Source organism: Ramlibacter sp., from assembly GCF_035706265.1.
Classification (GTDB): domain Bacteria; phylum Pseudomonadota; class Gammaproteobacteria; order Burkholderiales; family Burkholderiaceae_C; genus Ramlibacter.
Genome location: NZ_DASSVG010000133.1, coordinates 1 through 24,144, shown reverse-complemented (window position 1 = coordinate 24,144; position 24,144 = coordinate 1). Strand labels below are relative to the sequence as shown.

Sequence of the window (24,144 nt, the reverse complement as noted above, 5' to 3'; positions counted from 1 at the left end):
GTGGCCACGTAGGGGATCTCGTGCGCCATCGCGATCAGCGGCAGGTTCTTGCCCTGGCCGAAGGTGGCGCCCGGCTCGTCGCCCACCGCCATGGTGGTGGCGGTGCGCGCCGCCGCCGGCGTGGCGGAGGAGCGCTGCACGCCGGTGTTCATGTAGGCCTCGTTGTCGTAGCAGATGTAGAGCACGTCGTCGTTGCGCTCGAACATGCCCGAGAGGCAGCCGAAGCCGATGTCGGTGGTGCCGCCGTCGCCGCCCTGGGCGATCACGCGCACCTCCTTGCGGCCCTTGACTTTCAGCGCCGCCGCGATGCCGGTGCCCACCGCCGCGGCGTTGCCGAACAGCGAGTGGATCCAGGGCAGCTGCCAGGACGTTTCCGGATACGGCGTGGAGAACACCTCCAGGCAGCCGGTGGCATTGGCCGCGATCAGCTGGCGGCTGGTGGCGCGCATCGCGGCGTCCACCGCGTAGCGGGCGCCCAGCGCCTCGCCGCAGCCCTGGCAGGCGCGGTGGCCGGAGTTGAGCGAGTTGCTGCGCTCGATGCTGGCCTGCACGGAACGCTGCTCCGGCGCCAGCAGGCGGTTGCCCACCGTGAAGGTGCCGGTCTGGTAGAACTTGATGGGTTGCATGCTCATGTCAGGCCACCTTGGCAGCGACGGTGCCGACGTCGCGCAGCAGGTTCTCGGCGATCGGGCCGCTGCGGCGCGTCTGGCGTTCGCGTTCGAGCTGGCGGTTGACGATGCGCCAGTCCAGGTCGAGGAAGGTCAGCGGCTGCAGCTGGCCGGCAATCGCGTCGGCGAAGGCGCGCGCCAGCGAGGCCTTGGTGATCGCCCGGCCACCCAGGCCGGCGATGACCGTGTAGCCCTGCAGCTGGATGCCCGAGAGCGCGAGCCGCACGTCGGTGGAGACGATGCCGCCCAGGCCGACCGAGAAGCTCTTTTCCACCACCACGACGCGCTTCGCTTCCTGCAGCGCCGCGCGCACGGCGGCCAGCGGGAACGGCCGGTAGGACTGGATGCCCAGCACGCCGATCTTCACGCCGGCGGCGCGCATCTCGTCCACCGTGTCCTTGATCGTGCCCAGCACCGAGCCGAGCGCCACCACGATGGTCTCGGCGTCCTCGCAGCGGTAAGGGCGCACCAGGCCGCCGGAGGCGCGGCCGAAGCGCTGTTCGAATTCCTGCGCGATCACCGGGATGCGCTCCAGCGCCATCGTCTGCTTGGCGTGCGCGAGGTAGCGCACTTCCATGAAGGCCTCCGGGCCCACCATGGCGCCGATCGAGACCGGCTCCTTCGGGTCCAGCACCTGGCGCGGCTCGTAGGGCGGCAGGAAGGCATCCACCTCCGCCTGCGTCGGCAGGTCCACCCGCTCCACGGCGTGCGTGAGGATAAAGCCGTCCATGCAGACCATCACCGGCATCGACAGCTCCTCGCCCAGGCGGAAGGCCTGGATGTGCAGGTCGGCCGCCTCCTGGTTGGTCTCGGCGAACAGCTGCAGCCAGCCGCAATCGCGCTGGCTCATGGAGTCGCTGTGGTCGTTCCAGATGTTGATCGGCGCGCCGATCGCCCGGTTGGCCACCGTCATCACGATCGGCAGGCCCAGGCCCGAGGCGTTGTAGACGGCTTCGGCCATGAACAGCAGGCCCTGGCTCGCGGTGGCCGTGTAGCTGCGCGCGCCGGCGGCCGAAGCGCCGATCGCCACGCTCATGGCGGCGAACTCGCTTTCCACGTTGATGAACTCGCAGGGCGAGAGCTCGCCGCTCTTCACCAGTTCGCCCAGCCCCTCCACGATGTGGGTCTGGGGCGAGATGGGATAGGCGCAGATCACCTCGGGGCGGCACAGCGCCACCGCCTCGGCGACGGCCCGCGAGCCTTCGATCTGTTTCAGCATGCCTTCTGCTCCTGCATTTCACGGGTCACGTACTCGAAGGCCTCGGCGGCGGCGGCCTCGTTGGCCGCGGCGACCTTGCCGCCGAAGGTGTGGCGGATGGCGTGCTGCACCGCCTGCAGCGTCACCAGCCCGGACAGCGCCGCCAGCCCCCCGAGCAGCACCGCGTTGGGCAGCGGCCGGCCCAGGTGGCGCAGCGCGATCTCGGTGGCCGGCACGGTGGCCAGGCGCTCGGGCCGGAAGCGGCTCGCGACCTCGCCCACGCCCAGCTCCTCGAAGCTGCGCTTGCTGTTGATCAGGACGTAGCCGTCTTCCTTCAGGCCCTGGAACACGTCCACCTGGTGCAGCAGCGTCGGGTCCTGCACGATCAGCACGTCGGGCTGCAGCACCGGCTCGCGCAAGCGGATCTCGCGGTCGTCGATGCGGCAGAAGGCGACCACCGGCGCGCCGGTGCGTTCCGAGCCGAAGCTGGGGAAGGCCTGCGCGTGGCGGCCCTGTTCGAAGGCGGCCAGCGAGAGCATCTCGGCCGCGGTGACCACGCCCTGGCCGCCACGGCCATGGAGCCGGATCTGCAACATTTCGGATCCCGTTAGTTCGTCAGGTGGAAATTGTTCGCAGATTGCGAAATGCGCCCGTTGACGTGCATCAAGCGCCATCCGGCGCTCCGGCGGGCCCGCGCGGGACCCTGAGCGGGCTCAAACTCCGGCCCCGGGCGCAGGCGTCGGCGGGCTCCGACAGGCCCGGCCTTAAAATCGGGCTATCGTGGCAATCCGCATCGCCGGAGTGCGTCCCGTCCGTTCGCGGACGATGCTCTTGAACAACTCATGTCGTCCAACCAGCACCCCATGCTCAACGTGGCCGTCAAGGCCGCCCGCGCCGCCGGCGCGATCATCAACCGCGCGGCGCTCGACGTCGAAGCCGTGCGCATCTCGCAGAAGCAGACCAACGACTTCGTCACCGAGATCGACCACGCCGCCGAGCGCGCCATCATCGACACGCTGCTGGGGGCCTACCCCGACCACGGCATCTGGGCCGAGGAGTCCGGGCGCGAGCACGGCAGGGCGGCGTCCGATCACGTGTGGCTGATCGACCCGCTGGACGGCACGACCAACTTCATCCACGGCTTTCCCGTCTACTGCGTCAGCATCGCGCTGCTCGTGAAGGGGCGCGTCGAGCAGGCCGTGATCTACGACCCCACCCGCAACGACCTCTTCACCGCCACCCGCGGCCGCGGCGCCTTCCTCAACGACCGGCGCATCCGCGTGAGCAAGCGCACCCAGCTGAAGGAATCGCTGGTCTCCACCGGCTTCCCGTTCCGCCCGGGCGACAACTTCAACGTGTACCTGCGCATGATGGCCGACGTCATGAAGCGCACCGCCGGCCTGCGCCGCCCGGGCGCCGCCGCGCTGGACCTCGCCTACGTGGCCGCCGGCTACACCGAAGGCTTCTTCGAGACCGGGCTCTCGCCCTGGGACGTGGCCGCCGGCTCGCTGCTGATCACCGAGGCCGGCGGGCTGGTAGGCAACTTCACCGGCGAGGCCGATTTCCTGGAGCAGCGCGAGATCGTGGCGGGCAACCCGCGCATCTACGGGCAACTGGTGAAGCTGCTGTCGAAGTACAGCAAGTTCGCCAGCGCCGGCGACAAGGCGGACGTGCGCCAGAACACGCCGCAGCTGGTGGAAGGCATGCCGCAGCCCGGCGTGCAGGCCGACGATCCCCCGCCGCAGGAGGCCTGAGCACAGTGGCGGCCTGGATCCAGCAAGTTCAAGACAATCCCACCTGGCTGTTCACCCTGATCGTCGCGCTCGTTGCGGCGCTGGGGGCCACGGTGGTGCACGTTTCGCTGCGCGCACTGCTCAAGCGCATGACGCGCAATTCGATCGTCATGCGCTCGATGCTCGATTGCACCGAGCGCGCCGCGGCCGTCACCCTGCCGCTGCTGGCGATGCAGGTGGTGTTCGGCTCCGCGCCCGACAACCTGGCCTCGATCGGCTTCGTTCGCCACACGGCGGGGCTGCTGCTGATCGCCGCGGTCACCTGGCTGCTGCTCGAGACCATCGAGGGCCTGGCCAACGGCGTGATCGAGAGCAACCCGAGGAGCGTGGAGGACAACCTCCAGGCCCGCCGGATCGAGACGCAGACACGCGTGCTCTCGCGCAGCGCGATGGTGCTGGTGCTGATCGCCGGCATCGCCATCGGCCTCATGACCTTCCCGGGCGCGCGCCAGCTCGGGGCCAGCCTGCTCGCCTCGGCCGGCGTGCTGGGTCTGGTGGCCGGCCTGGCGGCGCGGCCCATCTTCAGCAACCTGATCGCCGGCGTGCAGCTGGCGCTGGCGCAGCCGATCCGCATCGACGACGTGCTGATCGTCAAGGGCGAGTGGGGCCGGGTCGAGGAGATCACCGGCACCTACGTGGTGCTGAAGATCTGGGACGAGCGCCGCCTGGTGATCCCGCTGCAGTGGTTCATCGAGAACCCGTTCGAGAACTGGACGCGCACCGGCTCCAATATCCTGGGCACCGTGTTCCTCTACCTGGATTACGCGACGCCGCTGGACGCGGTGCGGGCCGAGGCCAAGCGGATCGTGGAGTCCGCGCCCGAGTGGGACGGCCGCGTGTTCGTGGTGCAGGTGACGGACACCACCGAGCGCTGCATCCAGGTGCGGGTGCTGGTCTCCGCCTCGAATTCCGGCAAGGCCTTCGACCTGCGCTGCCGCGTCCGCGAGGGCCTGGTCACCTTCCTCGCGCGCGAGCATCCGCAGGCGCTGCCGGTGGTGCGGAATTTCAACGAGATCCGGGAAGCGGAGACGGCCTGAGCCGGTGCGCCGGGGGAAATACCGGAGAATCGCGGCTGCATGTCCGCCGTCCCCGATCTCAGCGCCCATACCCCCATGATGCAGCAGTACCTCGCCATCAAGGCGGGGTACCCCGGAACCCTTGTCTTCTACCGCATGGGGGACTTCTACGAGCTGTTCTACGACGACGCCGAGAAGGCGGCGCGGCTGCTCGATATCACGCTGACGCGCCGCGGCATGTCCGCCGGCGAGCCGGTGGTCATGGCGGGCGTGCCCTTCCACTCGGTGGAGAGCTACCTCGCGCGCCTGATCCGCTGCGGCGAATCGGTCGCCATCTGCGAACAGGTGGGCGAGGTCGGTGCGGCCAAGGGACCGGTGGAGCGCAAGGTGATCCGGGTGGTCACCCCCGGCACGCTCACCGACAGCGAACTCCTGAACGAGAAGTCCGAGGCGGTGCTGCTGGCCGTGCACCAGGGCCCGCGCCACAAGCTGGGGCTGGCCTGGCTCAGTGTCACGCAGGGCGCGCTGCAGCTGGCCGAATGCGACGGCGACGCGCTGGGCGACTGGATCGTGCGCATCGCGCCGAGCGAACTGCTGCACGCCGCCGACGTCACGCCGGCCTTCCGCGACCGGCTGCAGCTGCTGCGCGGCTCCATCCCGCTGACGCAGCGGCCCGAGTTCCAGTTCGACGCCGGCCTCGGCCAGCGCAAGCTGCTCGAACAGATGCAGGCCGCCAGCCTGGCCGCGTGGGGCGCGGACGAACTGCCGCACGCGCACGCCGCCGCCGCCGCCCTGCTCGCCTACGCCGAACATACCCAGGGCCGGGCGCTGTCGCACGTGCGCCAGCTGCAGGTGGTGCGCGACGGCGAACGCATCGAGCTGCCGCCCGCCACCCGCCGCAACCTGGAACTGGTGCAGACACTGCGCGGCGAGGACAGCCCCACCCTCTTCTCGCTGCTGGACACCTGCATGACGGGCATGGGCAGCCGCATGCTCAAGTCCTGGCTGCTGGAACCGCTGCGCGACCGCACCGTCGCCGGCCAGCGGCTGGATGCGATCGGCGGCCTGCGCGAAGGCTTGTACCAGCGGCTGCGCGGCGAGTTGAAGGGCGTGAGCGACGTCGAGCGCATCACGGCCCGCATCGCGCTGCGCCAGGCGCGCCCGCGCGAGCTGGTGGGCCTGCGCTGGGCGCTGGAGAAGGCGCAGCATCTCTCGTCGCTCGTCGAGGGCCTGCCCGGCCTGCTGGCCGGCACGGCGCGCGACCTGCAGCCGCCGCCCGGCTGCGCCGAGCGCCTGGTGGGCACCCTGCGCGAGGACCCGGCGGCGCTGGTGCGCGACGGCGGCGTGATCGCGGCCGGCCACGACGCCGAACTGGACGAACTGCGCGCCATCCAGGACAACTGCGACGGCTTCCTGCTGGAGCTGGAGGCGCGCGAGCGCGCCCGCAGCGGCATCGCCAACCTGCGCGTGCAGTACAACAAGGTGCACGGCTTCTACATCGAAGTCACGCAGGGGCAGCTGGACAAGGTGCCGGACGACTACAAGCGCCGCCAGACGCTGAAGAACGCCGAGCGCTTCATCACCCCGGAGCTCAAGGCCTTCGAGGACAAGGCGCTGTCGGCGCAGGAGCGCGCGCTGGCGCGCGAGAAGTGGCTCTACGAGCAGCTGCTCGACGCCCTGCAGGAACACGTGCCGGCCCTGGCGCGGCTCGCGCGGGCGCTCGCCACGCTCGACGCCCTGTGCGCGCTGGCCGAGCGTTCGCTCACCCTGAACTGGTGCCGGCCGCAGTTCATGAAGGAGCCGGGCATCGAGATCGCGCAAGGCCGCCACCCGGTGGTGGAGGCGCGCCTGGCCGAAACCAGCGCCGGCGCCTTCATCCCCAACGACACGCGCCTCGGCCCGAAGCAGCGGATGCAGGTGATCACCGGCCCCAACATGGGCGGCAAATCGACCTACATGCGCCAGGTGGCGCTGATCTGCCTGCTGGCCGCCATGGGCTCCTACGTGCCCGCGCAGGCCTGCCGCCTCGGGCCCATGGACGCCATCCACACCCGCATCGGCGCGGCCGACGACCTGGCCAACGCGCAATCCACCTTCATGCTGGAGATGACGGAAGCCGCGCAGATCCTGCACGGCGCCACGGCGCAGTCGCTGGTGCTGATGGACGAGATCGGCCGCGGCACCTCCACCTTCGACGGGCTGGCGCTCGCCTCCGGCATCGCGGCCCACCTGCACGACCGCACGCAGGCCTTCACGCTGTTCGCCACCCATTACTTCGAGCTCACCGAGTTCCCGGCGAAGCACCACTGCGCCGTCAACGTGCACGTGGGCGCGACGGAGTCCGGCTCGGACATCGTGTTCCTGCACGAGATCCAGCCGGGCCCCGCCAGCCGCAGCTACGGCATCCAGGTGGCGCGGCTGGCGGGCATGCCGGCCGGCGTGGTCAACCACGCCCGCCATGCGCTGGCGGCCCTGGAGCAGCACCAGGAGCAGAGCCGCGAGCAGGTAGACTTGTTCGCGCCGCCCCCCGCCGCCGACGCCCCGGCCCCCAGCAAGGTGGAAGCCGCGCTCGCGGCGCTGGACCCGGACGCGCTCAGCCCCCGGGATGCGCTCGACGCGCTCTACACGCTCAGGAAGCTGCTCCAACCATGACTTACTGCGTCGGCATCAAGCTCAATGCGGGCCTGGTGTTCCTGTCCGACTCGCGCACCAACGCGGGGGTCGACAACATCAGCACCTTCCGCAAGATGATCGTCTACGAGAAGCCGGGCGACCGCTTCATGGTGCTGCTGTCGGCCGGCAACCTGAGCATCTCGCAGTCGGTGCGCGAGATCCTGCAGGTGGAGCAGTTGCGGGAGCCGAACAGCCCGGAACCGATCACGATCTGGAACGCGACGAGCATGTTCGACGCCTGCCGGGTGCTGGGCCAGGCCGTGCGCCACGTCTACGACCGCGATGCCGAGGCGCTGAAGAACGCCGGCGTGGAGTTCAACGTCAACCTGGTCTTCGGCGGCCAGATCCGGGGCGAGGGCATGCGCCTGTTCCAGGTCTATTCGGCCGGCAACTTCATCGAGGCGACGGCGGAGACGCCCTACTTCCAGGTCGGCGAGTACAAGTACGGCAAGCCGGTGCTCGATCGGGTGATCACGCCCGACACCGACCTGGACGAGGCCGCCAAGTGCGCCCTGGTCTCGATGGACTCCACCATGAAGTCCAACCTCTCGGTCGGCCCGCCGCTGGACCTGGTGGTGTACGAGGCCAACCGCTTCGAGACCGACAAGATCGTCTGCATCGACATGCAGAACCCCTATTTCCGCATGCTGCACCTGGGCTGGGGCCAGAAGCTGCGCGAGGTGTTCGACAGCCTGGACGACCCGGTCTGGGACGAGAGCCACACCGAGACGCCGCTGCGCACCCCCGCGGGCGGGCGGGCCAAGCCCCTCAAGAAGATCTCCCGACCTGACGAAAAGCTGATCTGATGGGCCCGGCGGCCGGGCAAAACGGCCGCCTTCATGGTAATCACCGATGGCCGACGCGGCCGTTGCGCCCTGAGGATTCGGGCCAAAGCAACGAGCATCAGGAGACCCGCATGGCCATTCGATCCCTCACCCTCGTGGGGCTGGCCGCCATTGCCCTGGCGGCCCCCGTCCACGCCGACAACATCACCCTCAAGGCATCCCACCAGTTCCCCGGCGGCAAGGGCGACGTGCGCGACGAGATGGTCCAGATGATCGCGCGCGACGTCGCCAAGGCGAACGTCGGCCTCGACATCAAGGTCTTCCCCGGCTCCAGCCTGGTGAAGGCCACCGAGCAGTGGAAGGCGATGCTGAGCGGCCAGATCGACATGAGCTCCTTCCCGCTGGACTACGCCTCGGGCTTCCACCCGCAGTTCGGCGCCACGCTGATGCCGGGGCTGGTGAAGAACCACGCCCACGCCGACCGCCTGAACAAGTCGCCCTTCATGAAGGACATCAAGGACGTCATCGAGAAGGGCGGCGTCCACGTGCTGGCCGACGCCTGGCTGGCCGGCGCCTTCGGCGCCAAGGACAAGTGCATCCGCAACCCGCAGGACGCCTCGGGGCTGAAGGTGCGCTCCGCCGGCGCCACCTTCGCGCAGATGTGGGCCGGCGCCGGCGCCTCCATCGTCTCGATCCCGTCCAACGAGGTCTACAACGCGCTGCAGCAAGGCGTGGCCCAGGCCACCGACACTTCCACCAGCAGCTTCGTCTCGTTCCGCCTCTACGAGCAGCTGAAGTGCGTCACCGCGCCCGGCGACAACGCGCTGTGGTTCATGTACGAGCCGGTGCTGATCTCCAAGCGCAGCTGGGACAAGCTCAACGACGCCCAGAAGCGCGCCCTGACCGAGGCCTCGAAGAAGGCGGAGGAATACTTCAGCCGCGAGTCGAAGAAGCTCGACGACGAGATGGTCGAAGTGTTCCGCAAGAACAAGGCCGAAGTCGTCACGCTCACGCCGGCAGAGGCCGAAGCCTGGCGGGCCGTGGCGCAGAAGACCTCCTACAAGGCGTTCGCGGAAAAGGTTCCGGGCGGCAAGGAGCTGATCGAGAAAGCGCTGAGCGTCAAGTAAGTGCGGCACCATCCCGCCTGGGTCCGGGGGGTGCATGCCCTGTCCCGCGCTTTCGGGGTCTTCTCCGCCGGCCTGATCCTGCTGTCGGTCGGCATCGTCTGCCAGATGGTGTTCGTGCGCGCCGTGCTGGGCGAGTCGTCCATCTGGCAGACCGAGTTCGTCACCTTCGCGCTGATCGCCGCCACCTTCCTCGGCGCGCCCTACATCCTGCTCACGCGCGGCCACGTCAACGTGGACGTGCTGCCGCTGATGGTGGGGCACCAGGCGCGCCTGCGGCTGCACCTGGTGGGCAGCATCCTGGCGCTGGTGTTCTGCCTGCTGTTCCTGTGGGCTTCGATCCCGTGGTGGTACGAGACCTGGGCCTCCAACCAGACCACCTCCACCATCTGGCGCGCGCGCCTGTGGATCCCCTACCTGTCGGTGCCCGTCGGCCTGGCGCTGCTGGCGCTGCAGTACGTCGCCGAGATCTATGCGGTGGCCACCGGCAGCGACCTGCCCTTCGGCCTGGCGCCGGAGGAAGGAATCTAGACCATGAGTCCCCTGGCCATCGGCCTGCTGATCTTCGTCGTGACGTGCGCGGTGCTGGCCACCGGCATGCCGATCGCCTTCGCCCTGGGCAGCGTGGCCCTGGGCTTCATGATCTTCATGGACGGCTGGAACAGCGTCAACTTCGTCCCGGAAACCTTCTTCTCCGGCCTGAACGACTTCACCCTGGTGTCGCTGCCCATGTTCATCATCATGGGCGCGGCGGTGGCCTCGTCACGCGCCGGCAGCGACCTCTATGAGGCGCTGGCGCGCTGGCTGCACAAGGTGCCCGGCTCGCTGGTGATCTCCAACATCGGCGCCTGCGCCCTGTTCGCCGCGCTCACCGGCTCCTCGCCGGCCACCTGCGCCGCCATCGGCAAGATGGGCATCCCCGAGATGCGGCGGCGCGGCTACGACGCCGACCTCGCCACCGGCGCCATCGCCGCGGGCGGCACGCTGGGCATCCTGATCCCGCCCAGCATCACCATGATCCTGTACGGGATCGCATCCGAAACCTCGATCGGGCGACTGTTCATCGCCGGCATCATCCCCGGCCTGCTGCTCACCGGCCTGTTCATGGCCTGGGCGCTGTTCCTGAGCTGGAAGCGCGGCACCAGGATCGTGGACAAGGACCGCAGCTACTCGCTGAAGGAAAAGCTGGAGCTGATGCCCAGGCTGCTGCCCTTCCTGGCCGTGATCGTGGGCGTGATCTACGCCCTCTACGGCGGCATCGCCACGCCCTCCGAGGCAGCGGGCGTCGGCGCGATGCTGTGCCTGGTGATGGTGGTCGTGATCTACCGACTCTGGAACGCGGCGGACCTCTGGCGCATCCTGCGCGACGGGCTGCGCGAGTCCGGCATGCTGATGCTGATCATCGGCGCCTCGATCCTGTTCGGCTACATGATGTCCTCGCTGCAGGTCACGCAGGCGGTGGCGGCCAGCATCGGCGAGCTGCAGGTCAACCGCTGGTGGATCATGCTCGCGATCAACGTGCTGCTGCTGGTGGCCGGCTGCTTCCTGCCGCCGGCGGCCATCATCCTCATGACCACGCCGATCCTGATGCCGATCCTCAACGCGGCGCAGTTCGACCCGATCTGGTTCGGCGTGATCCTCACCATCAACATGGAGCTGGGGCTGATCACGCCGCCGGTGGGGCTGAACCTGTTCGTGATCAACGGCATCACGCCGGACGTGCGCCTGGGCACGATCCTCAAGGGTTCGCTGCCCTTCATGCTGTGCATGGTGCTGGCGATCCTGATCCTGTGCGTGTTCCCCGAACTCGCCACCTGGCTGCCCTCGAAGGTGATGGGATAGCGGCAGGGCAGAATACGGGCTCGCGCACCGCGACGCCCCGATGGCCCTGATCGTCTTCTCCCACGCCAACAGCTTTCCCGCCTCCACCTACAACGTCCTGTTCCGCGAGCTGCGATCGCGCGGCTTCACGGTCAAGGCAGTGGAGAAATTCGGCCACGACGCCGCCTATCCGGTCACCAACAACTGGCCGCACCTGATCCAGCAGCTGCACGACTTCGCCGAACGCGAGGTGGCGAAGGCCGGCAAGCCGGCTTACCTGGTCGGCCATTCGCTGGGTGGCTTCCTGAGCATCCTGTGCGCGGCGCGCCATCCGCAGCTCGCCCGCGGCGTGCTGCTGCTCGATTCGCCCCTGGTGGGCGGCTGGAAGTCGCACGCGCTGCGGGCGGTGAAGAGCACGCCGCTGGTGGGCTCGCTCACGCCCGGTGCCGTCAGCCGCAAGCGGCGCAACCGCTGGCCCTCGCGCGAGGCGGCGCTGGAGCACTTCCGCCACAAGAAGGCCTTCGCCGGCTGGGACGCGCAGGTGCTGGCCGACTACATCGGCCACGGCACCCAGGACGAAGGCGGCGAGCGCGTCCTCGCCTTCGACCGCGACGTCGAGACCGCGATCTACGACACGCTGCCGGACAACCTGGAACGGGTGCTGCGCCGGCATCCCCTGCGCTGCCCGGCGGCCTTCATCGGCGGCCTGCAGTCGGTGGAGATCGGCCAGGTGGGCCTGGCGATGACGCAGCGCGTGACCGCCGGGCGCCTGACGATGATGGACGGCAGCCACCTGTTCCCGATGGAGAAGCCGGTGGCGACGGCCGCGGCGATCGAGGCGGCGCTGCGGGCGCTGCCGACGGCAGGCTGATTCCCGCGCGGCGACGGCGCGGAAGTGCCGGCGTCCTACACGCCTGTCCCTTTCGCGCCCACAAGTCCGTTCTTCGGCAAACAGAACACTGGGGCCGATGCCTCAGTCACTCACCTTCCGCGCACCCTCACTGGCCCTGCTGGCCACCGAACCCTTGCGGGCCGCGCTCGAGTTCTGTGCCGTCCACCTGGGCCAGCCCCAACGGGTGCAGGGCGACGGGCACCCGGTCATCGTCTACCCCGGCCTGGGCGCCGGCTCCATGACCACGGCGCCGCTGCGCGCCCACCTCAAGGCCTGCGGCTTCGACGTCTACGACTGGGAACTCGGCGTGAACACCGGGCCGGAAGGCGCCTTCGACGAGTGGCTCACGGCCCTGGTCGGCCGGGTGCGCGAAGTGCATGCGCGCCACGAGCGCAAGGTGAGCCTGGTCGGCTGGAGCCTCGGCGGCGTCTATGCGCGCGAGATCGCCAAGTGCTGCCCCGGGAGCGTGCGCCAGGTGGTGACGCTCGCCACGCCGCACAAGGCGATCGACACCAACCACGCCGGCACCCTCTACCGCCTGCTGGGCGGCGACCTGTCGCAGCTCACCCCCGCGCTGCTGTCGCGCCTGGGGCAGCGGCCGCCGGTGCCGGTGACCTCGATCTACAGCGAAAGCGACGGCGTGGTCTGCTGGCGCGGCTGCCTGGAGGCGCCGGCGCGCGACGCCGAGAACGTGGCCGTGCACGCCAGCCACCTCGGCATGCCCTCGCACCCGGACGTGCTGGGCATCGTGGCCGACCGGCTGGCCCAGCCCGAAGGCCGCTGGCGCCCCTACGTGCGCCGCCGCAGCGTGCTCAGCCCGCGGTCCAGTCGATCCAGCCGGTCCAGGACGTGAGCAGCACGATCGCGCCGAACGCGATCCGGTACCAGGCGAAGGGCGTGAAGCTGTGGGTGGAGATGTAGCGCAGCAGCCAGCGCACGCACAGCCACGCGCTCACGAAGGAGAACAGCAGGCCCACCAGGAACATCGGCAGGTCGTCGGCGCTGAGGGCGGCGCGCTCCTTGTAGAGGCTGTAGACGCCGGCGCCGATCAGGGTCGGGATCGCGAGGTAGAAGGAGAAGTCGGTCGCGGCCTTGCGCGAGAGGCCCAGCAGCATGCCGCCGATGATGGTGGCGCCGCTGCGGCTGGTGCCGGGGATCAGGGCCAGGCACTGCACCAGCCCCACCTTGAGGGCGTCGCTCCAGCCCATGTCCTCGACTTCCTGGATGCGCACCGGCGGGTGGCGCCGTCCCTCCGCCCACAGGATCACGAAGGCGCCCAGCACGAAGGTGGTGGCCACCACGCCCGGCGTGAACAGGTGGGCCTGGATGGCCTTGCCGAGCGCCAGGCCCAGCACGACGGCGGGGATGAAGGCGATCAGCACGTTGAGGGCGAAGCGCTGCGCCTGCCGCTCGCTCGGCAGCCGCACGATGGTGTCGCGGATCTTCGCCCAGTAGACGAGGATCACCGCCAGGATGGCGCCGGTCTGGATCGCGATCTCGAACACCTTGTCGCGCTCGCCGCTGAGGCCCAGCAGGTGGCCGGCGAGGATCAGGTGGCCGGTGCTGGAGATGGGCAGGAACTCCGTCAGCCCTTCCACGATGCCCATGATCGCGGCCTTCACCAGCAATACAGCGTCCACGCAACTCTCCGCAAAAGGCGGGATTATCGCGGCTCGGCGGTCCGCCTTCCGTCCGACAGCCGGTGTCGAAAAGCGCGGAAGGCTCTTGCGCGGGGAACCTACAGGCTTTGCGCGGCGGCGGCGCCACATTGGCAGCCATGAAGATCCTCCACCTGCTCCATGTCGTGATCGCCCAGGCCTTCTACCGCTGGGCCATGAGCGAGATCAGCCCGATGCATCCCGACGTGCCCAAGATCATGCTGCGGCAGCAGCAGCTGGCGGAAAAGCACCGCCGGATCTGGGCCTGACGCCCTTTCCCGAGCTTTAGCGACGGCCCGCCGGCGCGGTGCGGGTCCTCCGCGGCCGACGCCATCCGCTCCCGCCGCCGCGCGTTTCACGGCGCCTTTCCGGCGCTTCGTCGCACCGCGGTCGCCGGCGCGGACGCGCCCGCGCACATTCGGGCTCCCCACCACGAGGAGCCCGCATGGAACCCACCCCCGTCATCGTCCTGCACATGGGCGCCGCCCTCGGCGCGCTCGCCACCGGCCCGGTCGCCCTGTGGGCCCGGCTCGGCAGCCGCCAGCGGCCCCGCCTGCACCGCGCCTTCGGCATCGCCTGGGTCGCGCTGATGCTCGTCGCGGCGCTGTCGGCGCTGTTCATCCGCGACCGCAGCCTGCCCAACCTCGCCGGCTTCACGCCGATCCACCTGCTGGTGCCGGTGACGCTGGTGTCGCTCTTCGTCGCCTTCCGGCACCTCGCCCGCGGCAACATCGCGGGCCATGCGCGCACCATGCGCAGGCTCTACCTGCATGCCTGCGTCGTGGCCGGCGCCTTCACGCTGCTGCCCCAGCGCTTCCTCGGCCGGCTGCTGTGGCCCAAGCTGGCGCCGCTCGCGGCCGTCGTGCAGGACACGCCGCTGTGGGCCTGGGCGCTGCTGGCAGCGCTGGTCCTCGGGGCCTGGCTGCAATCCCGCCAACGCGCCGCCCGCCTCGCCACCGTCTCCGACCCCGCCTGAGCCGGGAGCACCGCCATGCACAACATCCGCCTCCTGCTCGCGGCCGTCCTCTCCGCGGCCGCGTTCTCCGCCCAGGCCGGGCTCGGCCTCGCCACCTTGCCCGGCGTCCAGGGCGACAACCCGGTCACCGTGTTCTATCCGACGCTGCAGGCCGACCGCCCCGTGCAGCGCGGCCCGTTCACGCTCGCCGCGGCCGAAGATGCGCCGCCCGAGCGCGGCAACGGCCGCCTGGTGGTGATCTCCCACGGCAGCGGCGGCAACGCCTGGGTGCACACCGACCTGGCGCGCACGCTGGTCGAGGCCGGCTTCGTGGTGGCGGTCCCGCTGCACCGGGGCGACAACGCGCTCGACCCCCGCGAGCCGGGCCCGGAGAGCTGGAAGCGCCGGCCCGCCGAAGCGTCGCGCGCAATCGACGCCGTGGTGCAGGCGCCCCGCTTCGCCGGCCTGGTGGATGCCGGGCGCGTCGGCGTCTACGGCATGTCCGCCGGCGGCCTGACGGCGCTCACCTTCGCCGGCGGACGCTGGTCGCCCTCGCAATTCGTGCGCCACTGCGAGGCGCACATCGGCGACGACTTCCCCTTCTGCGTCGGCCTGCTCACGGCCCTGAAAGGCAACGCGCTGGACGAGGTGAAGAAGAAGGCGGCGCTGCTGGTGATCCGCCGCCGCTTCGACGACCCGGCCTGGATCGCGCACCACGACGCGCGCGTGCAGGCGGTGGTGTCGGGCGTGCCCGCGGCGGCCGTGTTCGACCCCGCGTCGCTCGCCACGCCGCGCGTGCCGCTCGCGCTCGTCACCGCGAGGCAGGACAAATGGCTGGCGCCCGCCCTGCATTCGGACGTGATCCTGAAGGCCTGCGCGCCGCGCTGCGCCCTGCTGGCCGACCTGCCCACGGGCGGCCACGGCGCCCTGCTCTCGCCGCCCCCGCCGCCGGAGCGCCTGGGCGAGATCGCGGCCGACCTGCTGGGCGATCCGCCCGGCTTCGACCGCGCGCAGTTGCCGGCCGTGGATCGCGCCATCGCGGCCTTCTTCACCCGCCACCTGCTCCCCTAAAATGAACCCGAACATGGCCACGCTGACCCCCGACGACCTCGAGCGGCTCGCCCACAAGCGCGCGGCCGCCAAGCTCGGGTGGTACCTGCACGCGACGGTGTACGTGGTGGTGAACCTGTTCATCTTCGCCGTATCCACCTACGCCTTCGGGCGCCGGCCCTGGTCCGTGTTCCCGCTGCTCGGCTGGGGCCTGGGCCTGGCGCTGCACGGCGTGGCCGTGTTCATGCTGGGCGAAGGCAGCAGCTTCCGCCGCCGCCTGCTGGAGCGCGAGCGCGAGCGCCTGCGCCGCGAGCAGGAACGCATGCCGCGGCCATGACGATCGACTGGTTCGCCAAGCTGCGCCACCTGCTGCAGACGCTTGCGTTCTGCCTCGCGGTGGCCACGGTGCAATACGCCTTCGCGCCCGAACGGCCTTACGCACCGATCCTCGTCTACTCGCTGTTCATCGGCACCGTCATCTGGGCCGTGGTGGACCTCGGGCGCGCCGTGATGCCCTCGGCGCGCGAGACGGGTTGGCCGCCCGGGTGGCGCGGCTTCGCGCTGGTCGCCGCCGGCATCGTGGCGGGGCGCTTCATCGGCGTCGCGCTGGCCGATCTCATCTGCCGCAACGTGGGCCTGTACGGGCTCGAGGACCACGTGCACGGTGCGGCCGAGGTGCGTGCCGACCTCCTCATCACGCTGGTCGCCGGCATCATCGGCAGCTACTGGTTCTATGCCCGCAACAAGAGCGCCTACCTCCTGCGCCGCATGCGCGAGGCGGAGCGTCATGCCAACGACGCGCGCCTGAAGCTGCTGGAGACGCAGCTCGAGCCGCACATGATGTTCAACACCCTGGCCAACCTGCGCGCGCTGATCGCCGTCGATCCGCCGCGGGCCCAGGCCATGCTGGACCACATGATCGCCTACCTGCGCGCCACGCTCGATGCCTCGCGCGCCACCACGCACCCGCTGCGCACCGAGTTCGAGCGCCTGCACGACTACCTGGAACTGATGGCGATCCGCATGGGGCCGCGCCTTTCCTACGCGCTGGACCTGCCCGAGGACCTGGCGGAGCTCAGCGTGCCGGCCCTGCTGCTGCAACCCCTGGTGGAAAACAGCATCAAGCACGGCCTGGAGCCGAAGGTGGAAGGCGGCCGCATCGAGGTGCGCGCGCGGCGCGAGGGCGGGCACGTCGTGATCGAGGTGCGCGACAGCGGCGTGGGTGCCAACGGGCACGGCAGCGGCGGCAAGGGCTTCGGCCTGGTGCAGATCCGCGAGCGGCTCGCCTCGCTGCACGGCGCCGGCGCCTCGCTCGATTTCTCCACCGACGCCGGCGGCGCGCACGCCCGCATCGCGCTGCCGGTGGCGGCATGACGTTCACCGCCGTCATCGCGGAAGACGAGCCGCTGCTGGCCCAGGCCTTGCGCGCGGAGCTGGCCGCCGCCTGGCCCGAGCTCGACGTCGTCGAGGGCGTCGGCGATGGCGCGGCCGCCGTGCGCAGCGCACTGCAGCACCGACCCGACGTGCTGTTCTTCGACATCCGCATGCCGGGGCTGGGTGGCCTCGAAGCCGCGGCCGAACTGGCCGACGCGTGGCCCGAGGGCGCCGCTTTTCCGGCCCTGGTGTTCGTGACCGCGTACGACCAGTACGCGCTGCAGGCCTTCGAAGCCCAGGCGGTCGACTACGTGCTCAAGCCCGTGCAGCCCGCGCGGCTGCGCAAGACGGTGGACAAGCTGCGCGAGGTGCTCGCGCGCCGCCAGCCGCAGGGCGGCCCCGCGCTCGAAGCCACCCTGGGCCAGCTGCGCCACCTGCTGCAGGCGGGCCAGCCGGCGCCGCAAGCGCTGCTGAAGGTGATCCAGGCCAGCGTGGGCAGCAGCATCCGCCTGGTTCCGGTGGAACAGGTCGTCTACTTCGAGGCGGCCGACAAGTACGTGCGGGTGGTGGCGGAACGCGGCGAGGTTCTCGTGCGCACGCCACTGAAGGAGCTGCTGTCGCAGCTCGATCCCCAGGCGTTCTGGCAGGTGCACCGCGGCACCGTGGTGCGCTGCACCGCCATCGACAGCGTGCAGCGTGACGAGGCCGGCAAGCTGCACCTGGCGCTGCGCGGCCGCGCCGAGCGCCTGCCGGTGAGCCGCCTGTACGCCCACCTGTTCCGCGCGATGTAGCGGCGCGAGGCGCCACTCGCGAGCGGCCCGGGAGGTAGCGCCATCGTCTGGCAGAGGCTGTGGGTTCCGTCCTACAGGGCGTGGCGCGCCTGGCGCTTCTACTACAAGCCATCGAATTGCACGAAAGGCGCGTCTCCACCCACAACAGCCCTCAGCGACTTTCGTCCCGGTCACCCCGACTCCTCTGAGTCCCCTCCTCCTCCGGGGTGAGCTGGTCCGGCCCTCCGTCCCGCGACTGGCATTGTTACCCCCAGGTTCCGCCTGGGGGTTCTTTTTTTGTGCCGCCGCGCAGTGCTCTTCCGGACTACAGCCCGGTCGAACCGGTCCGACGTTTACCGCCGGGCACAACCGGCATGGAAAGGTTCACACCGGCCTTACGCTGTTACTCACTCAGAGGAACAACGCATGAAAGACGGAAAACCCACCAGCGCGGCCGACCCCGAAGGGCGGCGCGCGCAAGGCGGGCGAAGGGGGGGCGGACCGGCAAGACAGAAGGGCTTCGTGGAGCGGGCGACGGCGCGGGGGCACAGCGGCCATGGGGCCGACAGCGTGCGGCCGCACCTGCGAGACCAGCTTCGCCTGAAGGCCCTGCTGCCGACGCCCTTCCCGGTGCCCGAAGCCCAGCCTTCGCGGGACGAACAGCGTCCCAAGGCGAGAACACAACCGGATCGATAGCGGGACGGCGCGACCACCCACCAAGGGGCCCAGGAAAAAAGAAGGCCCCGGCTTGTGGGCCCGGGGCCAATTCGCTTGGAGATCCTGGGTCGTTACGAGGCGACGACCCCGCGCCTGCATTCAATGGTGACCGTGCCGATCGTGCCGGTCGTGCCGGTCATGGTGATGGTGCTTGTGGTGGCCCTTGTGCTTGCCGGGCACCACGTGGACGGGCTGTTCCACCACCACGACCGGGCTGCGCTGCACGACCACGGGGCGCGGCGCCACGTAGACCGGCTGCGGCGCGACCACCACCGGCGGCGGTGCGACCAGCACCGGCCGCGCATTGGTGGCACCGACGGAGACGCCCGGGGCGGCTTCGATGCCGACCGACCAGGTGACGTTGTCGCGCGCCTGGGCCGTGCCGGCGGCCAGCGCCACGAAGGCGAAGGCGGCGAGGGGGCGGAGATGTTTCCTTTGCATAGACTTCCTGCATTGTTGCGGGGACGACGCCCCCGCCGCCTGATTTAACGTGCTCGCGCAGGCCACACCAAGGTGCCGAACGTCAAATGCGTTGCCGGGCGTAACTCGACCGTCCGCTCGTCCGCCCGGCACGGCAGTTCGTCGCCCGGGCCCGTGTAACCGTCATGCCAAAATCCCCGTGTATGCCTTCCGCCACTGAAAAAGAACCCGCCGCGCGCCCGAGCAACTTCCTGCGCCAGGTCGTCGAACGCGACCTGGAGCAAGGCACCTACCGCGGCCGGCAGTGGGGCGGCTCGCCCGGCGACGCAGCGCATCACCACCACGGCCAGCCGGACCCCGCGAAGATCCGCACCCGCTTCCCGCCCGAACCCAACGGCTACCTGCACGTGGGGCACGCCAAGAGCATCTGCCTGAACTTCGGCCTGGCGCTCGACTACGCCGGCATCTGCCACCTGCGCTTCGACGACACCAACCCCGAGAAGGAGGAGATCGAGTACGTCGAGGGCATCAAGGACGCCGTGCAGTGGCTCGGCTACACCTGGGACGCGGCCGGCACCAGCCACCTCTATCAGGCCAGCGACTACTTCGACTTCATGTACCGGGCGGCCGAGTACCTGATCGAGGCCGGGCTCGCCTACGTGGACGAGCAGACGCCGGAGCAGATGCGCGTCAACCGCGGCGACTTCGGCAAGCCCGGCGTCGACAGCCCCTACCGCAGCCGCTCGATCGAGGAGAACCTGGCGCGCTTCCGCGAGATGCGCGACGGCAAGCTGGCCGACGGCGCGGCGGTGCTGCGGGCGAAGATCGACATGGCCAGTCCCAACATCAACATGCGGGACCCGACCATCTACCGCATCAAGCACGCCGAGCACCACAACACGGGCAACAAGTGGTGCATCTACCCGATGTACACCTTCGCGCACCCGATCGAGGACGCGCTGGAGAACATCACCCACAGCATCTGCACGCTGGAGTTCGAGGACCAGCGGCCCTTCTACGACTGGCTGGTGGACCGCCTGGGCGAAGGCGGCCTGATCAACACGCCGCCGCCGCGGCAGTACGAATTCGCGCGCCTGAACCTCACCTACGTGGTGACCAGCAAGCGCAAGCTCAAGCAGCTGGTGGAGCAGAAGGTGGTGAGCGGCTGGGACGATCCGCGCATGCCCACCATCGTCGGCCTGCGCCGGCGCGGCTACACGCCCGAGTCGCTGCAGCTCTTTGCCGACCGCATCGGCGTGAGCAAGGCCGATTCGTGGATCGACTATTCGACGCTGGAGATCGCGCTGCGCGACGACCTGGACCCGAAGGCCGCCCGCGCGATGGCGGTGCTGGATCCGGTGAAGATGGTGATCACGAACTGGGACGAAGTGATGGGCACGGGCCACCTGGAGCCTTGCTCCGCCCCGGTGCACCCGCACGACCCGGCGCGCGGCCGGCGCGAGTTCATGTTCGGGCGCGAACTGTGGATCGAGCGCACGGACTACGAGGACACGCCGCCCAAGGGCTTCTTCCGCCTGTTCCCGGGCAACAAGGTGCGGATGAAGTACGGGTACGTGGTGGAATGCGTGGGTGCCACGCGCGGTGCTTCCGGTGCGCTGACCGAAGTGCAGGCGCGCCTGGTTCCCGACACCAAGAGCGGCACGCCGGGTGCGGACGCGGTCAAGGTGAAGGGCAACATCACCTGGGTCGGCGTGGCCGACGGCGTGAAGGCCGAAGTGCGGCTCTACGACCGCCTCTTCACCGTGCCGCAGCCCGGCGCCGGCGAGCGCGACTTCCTGGAGGAGATCAACCCGGATTCGCTGAAGGTGGTGACGGCGTACGTCGAGCCCTCATTGAGCCGCGCGAAGCCCGACGAGAAGTTCCAGTTCGAGCGCCACGGCTATTTCGTGGCGGACCGCAAGGACCACGTCCCCGGCGAGCGGCCCGTGTTCAACCGCGTGACGGGGCTGAAGGACTCGTTCGGGAAGTAGGCCTGCGCCCCCCGCGGCCTGGAGGCACGGACCGCGTGCGGCGAGGCATCACAATCCCCCATGGCCCTCATCGCCACCCCCGCCCGCCGCCGCATGGTGATGGTCGTCCTGCTGCTTTTGGCAGCATTGGGCGGCGTGATCCGGAAGTTCGCCGCGCCGTCCTCGACGCTGCACGATGTCGGCACCTTGCTGCTGGTGCTGTGGTTGCCGGCCGTCGGCAACCTCATCGCGTACCTGATCCGCCGCCTTCCGCGCCGCCCGCAGCCCGCTGCTGAACTGCCGCGCGCCGCCTTCCCCGCCGGCAGCGCCTTCACGCCGCACCTGCAGGCGCGGCTGGAGACGATCGAGGCGTCGTCGCAGGCGCAGCAGACGGACTGCCTGCTGCTCGTCGCCGGCCAGGCCTTCACCGCACGCCTGTCCATGCCGATGGCGCAGGCGCTGGCCGCGCCGCAACCGCAGCCGATCGAACTGCTGCGCCCTGCGGCGGCCCTGCCGCGACTCGCCCCCGGGACCGTGTTCCACCTCCTGGTCGGCACCACCGCGGTGGCCACGGGGCGCGTGGAAGAAGCGTCGGCCAGCAGCGTGTTGCCGTAACTCTGCCGGCTGCTACATTGGATGCTCTGAACGGAGCCACCGATGGTCCTGCTCGAATTCGCCATGTCCCCCACCGGCGAGGGCGAAAGCCTCTCGCGCCACGTCGCCCGCATCCTGGACGTGATCGATCGCAGCGGCGTCACCTACCAGCTCACCGCGATGGGCACCATCCTCGAAGGCGACTTCGACGTGGTGATGGGCGTCGTCAGCGACTGCTTCCGCGTGCTGCAGGCGGACTGCCGGCGCATCTCCATGAACCTGAAGATGGACTACCGCGCCGGCACCGAATCGCGCCTGCGCAGCAAGATCGACGCGGTGGAAGGCCACGTCGGCCGCCCGCTGCGGACCTGACGCGCTGCCCTGCCGGAGCAGTTCACGCTCGCCGTGGACGCTCGCCCAAATGGAGCAGGTTTTAGAGGCCCGACTCCACACCCGCGGTGTCGCCTTCGGGACGATGCGTCCTGGCTACTGGGAACGTTTCGACTTGCACCGCCGCTGGCTGCAGCGGCGCCCGAGGGGACCCGCCATGAACGCACTGACCGCCAGCCTGCCCGCCCTGCGCCTGCACTTCGAGCAGTTCGCCAGCAGCTGGTTCGGCGGGCTGGGCGATCCGGCGCCGGCCGCCGATCCGGCGCCCGCTCCCACGCACACGCTGCATCCGCTCGACACCCTCGCGATCGAGACGACGACGTCCGCCACCCAGGTCCGCTGCCTCGACGGCTGCGTGCTGCTGCAGTACCAGGGCCGCCCGCGGGGCGACATCATCCTCGTGCGCGGCGAGACGCACGCGTGCGAAGCACAGGCGCGCCTGACCATCCTGGCCTTCGTGGCCACCGCGCTGCGGATCGCGTAGCGCAAGCGCCGCGCCGCGTTCCCGCCTGGGCCGGCTTTCGCCCGGGCCGCGCTGCGGGACTGCACCGCGCGGGCTTTCCCGCATCCCTCCTACGCCGCGCGCGAAGCACCGTCCCTAGAGTGCCTGCAGACAAGAACTTCAAGGACGGATTCCATGCCTCATCCCAAGAACCGGCTCAAGCTCACCGGCGACACGCACCTGCCCGACATCGCGGACCTCCTCGACGAGGCCGACGAGGTCGAACTGACGGTGGTGGAGGTCGCGCCGCAGCGCGTCTACGCCGACGGCTGGGTGCCGCCGTCGCAGGCGGAGATGGAGATGGAGATGGCCGCAGAGAGCGCCATGGCGCCGGGCCCGGTGCTGCAGGTCGAACGCGGCGTGCAGCGCCAGGTGGCCGCCCGGCCCTGGCTCATGATGGCCGCGGCGCTGGGCTTCGGCTTCGTGGTCGCGAAGATGCTGCGCAGGTAGGCCGCGCGCCTGCGCGGCCCGGACGAATCACGCCGCCTTGGCGGGCGCCACGACGCCCAGCCGGTCCAGCGCGTCGCGCAGGTGGCCGACCGAGCGGTCGACGTGCACCCACTTCTCGAGGCCGAACAGGCCGATGCGGAAGGTCTTGAAGTCCGCGCCCTCGTCGCATTGCAGCGGCACGCCGGCGGCGGTCTGCAGGCCCTCGTTGAGGAACTTGCGGCCGGACTGGATCTCGGGGTCGCTGGTGTAGCTCACCACCACGCCGGGCGCCTTGAAGCCCTCGGCGGCGACGCTGGGCAGGCCGCGGCTCTCGAACAGCGCGCGCACCTTGCGGCCCAGGTCCTCCTGTTGCGCCTTGACCCAGGCGAAGCCGTGGGCGCGGGTCTCTTTCATCGCGGCGTCCAGGCGCACCAGCGCATCGGTCGGCATGGTGGAGTGGTACATGTGGGCGCCGCCCTCGTACGCCTCCATGATCTGCAGCCACTTCTTCAGGTCCATCGAGAAGCTGGTGCTGGCCGTCTCCTCGATCGCCTTGCGGGCGCGCTCGGAGAGCATCACCATCGCGCAGCACGGCGAGCTGCTCCAGCCCTTCTGCGGCGCGGAGATCAGCACGTCCACCCCGGTGGCCTTCATGTCCACCCACATCGCGCCGGAGGCGATGCAATCCAGCACGAACAGGCCGCCGACCGAATGCACGGCATCGGCCACGGCACGCAGGTAGTCGTCGGGCAGGATGATGCCGGCGGCCGTCTCGACGTGAGGGGCGAACACCACCGCAGGCTTCTGCTCGCGGATCGCCGCCGCCACTTCGGCGACCGGGGCCGGCGCCCACGGCGCGGTGGGGCCGCTGCCCTGGCGGCGGGCCTTCAGCACCGTCTCGGATTTCGGGATCCGGCCGGTCTCGAAGATCTGCGACCAGCGATAGCTGAACCAGCCGTTGCGGATCACGAGGACGTCCTTGCCGGTGGCGAACTGGCGCGCCACCGATTCCATGCCGAAGGTGCCGCTGCCCGGCACCAGCGCCGTGGCGTGGGCGTTGTAGACCTCCTTCAGGATCGCGGAGATGTCCTTCATCACGCCCTGGAAGCTGCGCGACATGTGATTGAGCGCGCGGTCCGTGTAGACGACCGAGAACTCGAGCAGGCCTTCGGGATCGACGTTGGGCAGCAGTCCGGGCATGAGGGGGGTCTCTCGTACGAAGATGGAAAACGGGCAGCTTAACACTGCGCCGCCCGCGCCCTTCTTGACGGCGGTCACTGCCCCCGAGGCGCCCGCGGACTTGCGTTGGCGCCCTCAGGCGTGGCGCGGCGCCTCGCGCGGGGGC

Annotated in this window: 26 protein-coding genes; 20 read left to right on the top strand and 6 right to left on the bottom strand. The window is 70.0% G+C overall.

The window, feature by feature from the left end; all coding sequences use genetic code 11:
- The 3 genes from VFM98_RS05305 to VFM98_RS05295 all read right to left on the bottom strand — a co-directional run.
- Positions 1–632: thiamine pyrophosphate-dependent enzyme (locus VFM98_RS05305; RefSeq protein ID WP_325108855.1), on the bottom strand; the 632-nt coding region annotated here is incomplete at its 3' end.
- 1 nt (position 633) lies between these two features.
- Complete coding sequence (locus tag VFM98_RS05300; RefSeq protein WP_325108854.1) at positions 634–1,887, bottom strand: transketolase C-terminal domain-containing protein; 1,254 nt, start codon at positions 1,885–1,887, stop codon at positions 634–636.
- Positions 1,881–2,462: a 2-oxoacid:acceptor oxidoreductase family protein gene (locus VFM98_RS05295; RefSeq protein ID WP_325108853.1), complete on the bottom strand. Its 582-nt coding sequence runs from the start codon at positions 2,460–2,462 to the stop codon at positions 1,881–1,883. Before VFM98_RS05295 ends, VFM98_RS05300 begins: the two co-directional genes overlap by 7 nt.
- 246 nt (positions 2,463–2,708) lie before the next feature.
- Here VFM98_RS05295 and VFM98_RS05290 point away from each other — a divergent pair, with 246 nt between their 5' ends.
- From VFM98_RS05290 to VFM98_RS05250, 9 genes are all read left to right on the top strand, one after another.
- Positions 2,709–3,620, top strand: a complete 912-nt coding sequence (locus VFM98_RS05290) for an inositol monophosphatase family protein (RefSeq protein WP_325108852.1) — start codon at positions 2,709–2,711, stop codon at positions 3,618–3,620.
- A gap of 5 nt (positions 3,621–3,625) precedes the next feature.
- Positions 3,626–4,696: a mechanosensitive ion channel family protein gene (locus VFM98_RS05285; protein ID WP_325108851.1), complete on the top strand. Its 1,071-nt coding sequence runs from the start codon at positions 3,626–3,628 to the stop codon at positions 4,694–4,696.
- Between the two features lie 39 nt (positions 4,697–4,735).
- Positions 4,736–7,327 (top strand): DNA mismatch repair protein MutS, encoded by a 2,592-nt coding sequence (mutS, locus tag VFM98_RS05280; RefSeq protein ID WP_325108850.1) that lies wholly within the window; start codon positions 4,736–4,738, stop codon positions 7,325–7,327.
- Positions 7,324–8,154 (top strand): proteasome-type protease, encoded by an 831-nt coding sequence (locus tag VFM98_RS05275; protein WP_325108849.1) that lies wholly within the window; start codon positions 7,324–7,326, stop codon positions 8,152–8,154. The genes mutS and VFM98_RS05275 overlap by 4 nt, the downstream gene beginning before the upstream one ends.
- A 110-nt stretch (positions 8,155–8,264) precedes the next feature.
- Positions 8,265–9,260 carry a TRAP transporter substrate-binding protein DctP gene (gene dctP / locus VFM98_RS05270; protein ID WP_325108848.1) on the top strand — a complete coding sequence of 332 codons (996 nt, stop codon included), beginning with the start codon at positions 8,265–8,267 and terminating at the stop codon, positions 9,258–9,260.
- Between the two features lie 30 nt (positions 9,261–9,290).
- The gene (locus tag VFM98_RS05265) at positions 9,291–9,788 is read left to right on the top strand and encodes a TRAP transporter small permease (protein ID WP_325108847.1); all 498 of its coding nucleotides are present in this window, start codon (positions 9,291–9,293) and stop codon (positions 9,786–9,788) included.
- Positions 9,789–9,791: 3 nt separating this feature from the next.
- Entirely contained in the window at positions 9,792–11,099 is a 1,308-nt protein-coding gene (locus tag VFM98_RS05260) for a TRAP transporter large permease (protein WP_325108846.1), read from the top strand.
- A gap of 40 nt (positions 11,100–11,139) precedes the next feature.
- Entirely contained in the window at positions 11,140–11,949 is an 810-nt protein-coding gene (locus VFM98_RS05255; RefSeq protein ID WP_325108845.1) for an alpha/beta hydrolase, read from the top strand.
- A gap of 97 nt (positions 11,950–12,046) precedes the next feature.
- Positions 12,047–12,823 (top strand): alpha/beta hydrolase, encoded by a 777-nt coding sequence (locus tag VFM98_RS05250; RefSeq protein WP_325108844.1) that lies wholly within the window; start codon positions 12,047–12,049, stop codon positions 12,821–12,823.
- Here the strand turns inward: VFM98_RS05250 and VFM98_RS05245 are convergent.
- Positions 12,783–13,610, bottom strand: a complete 828-nt coding sequence (locus tag VFM98_RS05245; RefSeq protein ID WP_325108843.1) for an undecaprenyl-diphosphate phosphatase — start codon at positions 13,608–13,610, stop codon at positions 12,783–12,785. The genes VFM98_RS05250 and VFM98_RS05245 overlap by 41 nt on opposite strands.
- 137 nt (positions 13,611–13,747) lie before the next feature.
- Between VFM98_RS05245 and VFM98_RS05240 the strand changes: the two genes are divergently transcribed.
- The 6 genes from VFM98_RS05240 (at position 13,748) to VFM98_RS05215 (ending at position 17,798) form a co-directional block, all read left to right on the top strand.
- A complete protein-coding gene (locus VFM98_RS05240; RefSeq protein WP_325108842.1) occupies positions 13,748–13,897 on the top strand; it encodes a hypothetical protein in 150 nt (49 codons plus the stop codon).
- Between the two features lie 176 nt (positions 13,898–14,073).
- Complete coding sequence (locus tag VFM98_RS05235; RefSeq protein ID WP_325108841.1) at positions 14,074–14,604, top strand: DUF2306 domain-containing protein; 531 nt, start codon at positions 14,074–14,076, stop codon at positions 14,602–14,604.
- Between the two features lie 15 nt (positions 14,605–14,619).
- The gene (locus tag VFM98_RS05230) at positions 14,620–15,654 is read left to right on the top strand and encodes an alpha/beta hydrolase family protein (protein WP_325108840.1); all 1,035 of its coding nucleotides are present in this window, start codon (positions 14,620–14,622) and stop codon (positions 15,652–15,654) included.
- Positions 15,655–15,667: 13 nt separating this feature from the next.
- Positions 15,668–15,970 (top strand): 2TM domain-containing protein, encoded by a 303-nt coding sequence (locus VFM98_RS05225; RefSeq protein WP_325108839.1) that lies wholly within the window; start codon positions 15,668–15,670, stop codon positions 15,968–15,970.
- On the top strand, positions 15,967–17,007 hold the full coding sequence (locus VFM98_RS05220; protein ID WP_325108838.1) for a sensor histidine kinase: 1,041 nt from the start codon (positions 15,967–15,969) through the stop codon (positions 17,005–17,007). The genes VFM98_RS05225 and VFM98_RS05220 overlap by 4 nt, the downstream gene beginning before the upstream one ends.
- Positions 17,004–17,798 (top strand): LytTR family DNA-binding domain-containing protein, encoded by a 795-nt coding sequence (locus tag VFM98_RS05215; RefSeq protein ID WP_325108837.1) that lies wholly within the window; start codon positions 17,004–17,006, stop codon positions 17,796–17,798. The genes VFM98_RS05220 and VFM98_RS05215 overlap by 4 nt, the downstream gene beginning before the upstream one ends.
- 795 nt (positions 17,799–18,593) lie before the next feature.
- On the opposite strand, the gene VFM98_RS05210 is transcribed toward VFM98_RS05215, so the two are convergent.
- Positions 18,594–18,935, bottom strand: a complete 342-nt coding sequence (locus VFM98_RS05210) for a hypothetical protein (protein ID WP_325108836.1) — start codon at positions 18,933–18,935, stop codon at positions 18,594–18,596.
- 182 nt (positions 18,936–19,117) lie between these two features.
- Between VFM98_RS05210 and VFM98_RS05205 the strand changes: the two genes are divergently transcribed.
- The 5 genes from VFM98_RS05205 (at position 19,118) to VFM98_RS05185 (ending at position 22,820) form a co-directional block, all read left to right on the top strand.
- On the top strand, positions 19,118–20,905 hold the full coding sequence (locus VFM98_RS05205; RefSeq protein ID WP_325108835.1) for a glutamine--tRNA ligase/YqeY domain fusion protein: 1,788 nt from the start codon (positions 19,118–19,120) through the stop codon (positions 20,903–20,905).
- 60 nt (positions 20,906–20,965) lie between these two features.
- On the top strand, positions 20,966–21,499 hold the full coding sequence (locus VFM98_RS05200) for a hypothetical protein (RefSeq protein ID WP_325108834.1): 534 nt from the start codon (positions 20,966–20,968) through the stop codon (positions 21,497–21,499).
- 42 nt (positions 21,500–21,541) lie between these two features.
- The gene (locus VFM98_RS05195) at positions 21,542–21,850 is read left to right on the top strand and encodes an MTH1187 family thiamine-binding protein (protein ID WP_325108833.1); all 309 of its coding nucleotides are present in this window, start codon (positions 21,542–21,544) and stop codon (positions 21,848–21,850) included.
- 175 nt (positions 21,851–22,025) lie between these two features.
- Complete coding sequence (locus tag VFM98_RS05190; RefSeq protein ID WP_325108832.1) at positions 22,026–22,352, top strand: hypothetical protein; 327 nt, start codon at positions 22,026–22,028, stop codon at positions 22,350–22,352.
- A gap of 153 nt (positions 22,353–22,505) precedes the next feature.
- Positions 22,506–22,820, top strand: coding sequence for a hypothetical protein (locus tag VFM98_RS05185; RefSeq protein WP_325108831.1), 315 nt, complete (start codon positions 22,506–22,508; stop codon positions 22,818–22,820).
- Between the two features lie 27 nt (positions 22,821–22,847).
- Here VFM98_RS05185 and VFM98_RS05180 read toward each other — a convergent pair whose 3' ends face one another.
- Positions 22,848–23,999, bottom strand: a complete 1,152-nt coding sequence (locus VFM98_RS05180; RefSeq protein WP_325108830.1) for an aminotransferase class V-fold PLP-dependent enzyme — start codon at positions 23,997–23,999, stop codon at positions 22,848–22,850.
- Positions 24,000–24,144: the final 145 nt, after the last annotated feature.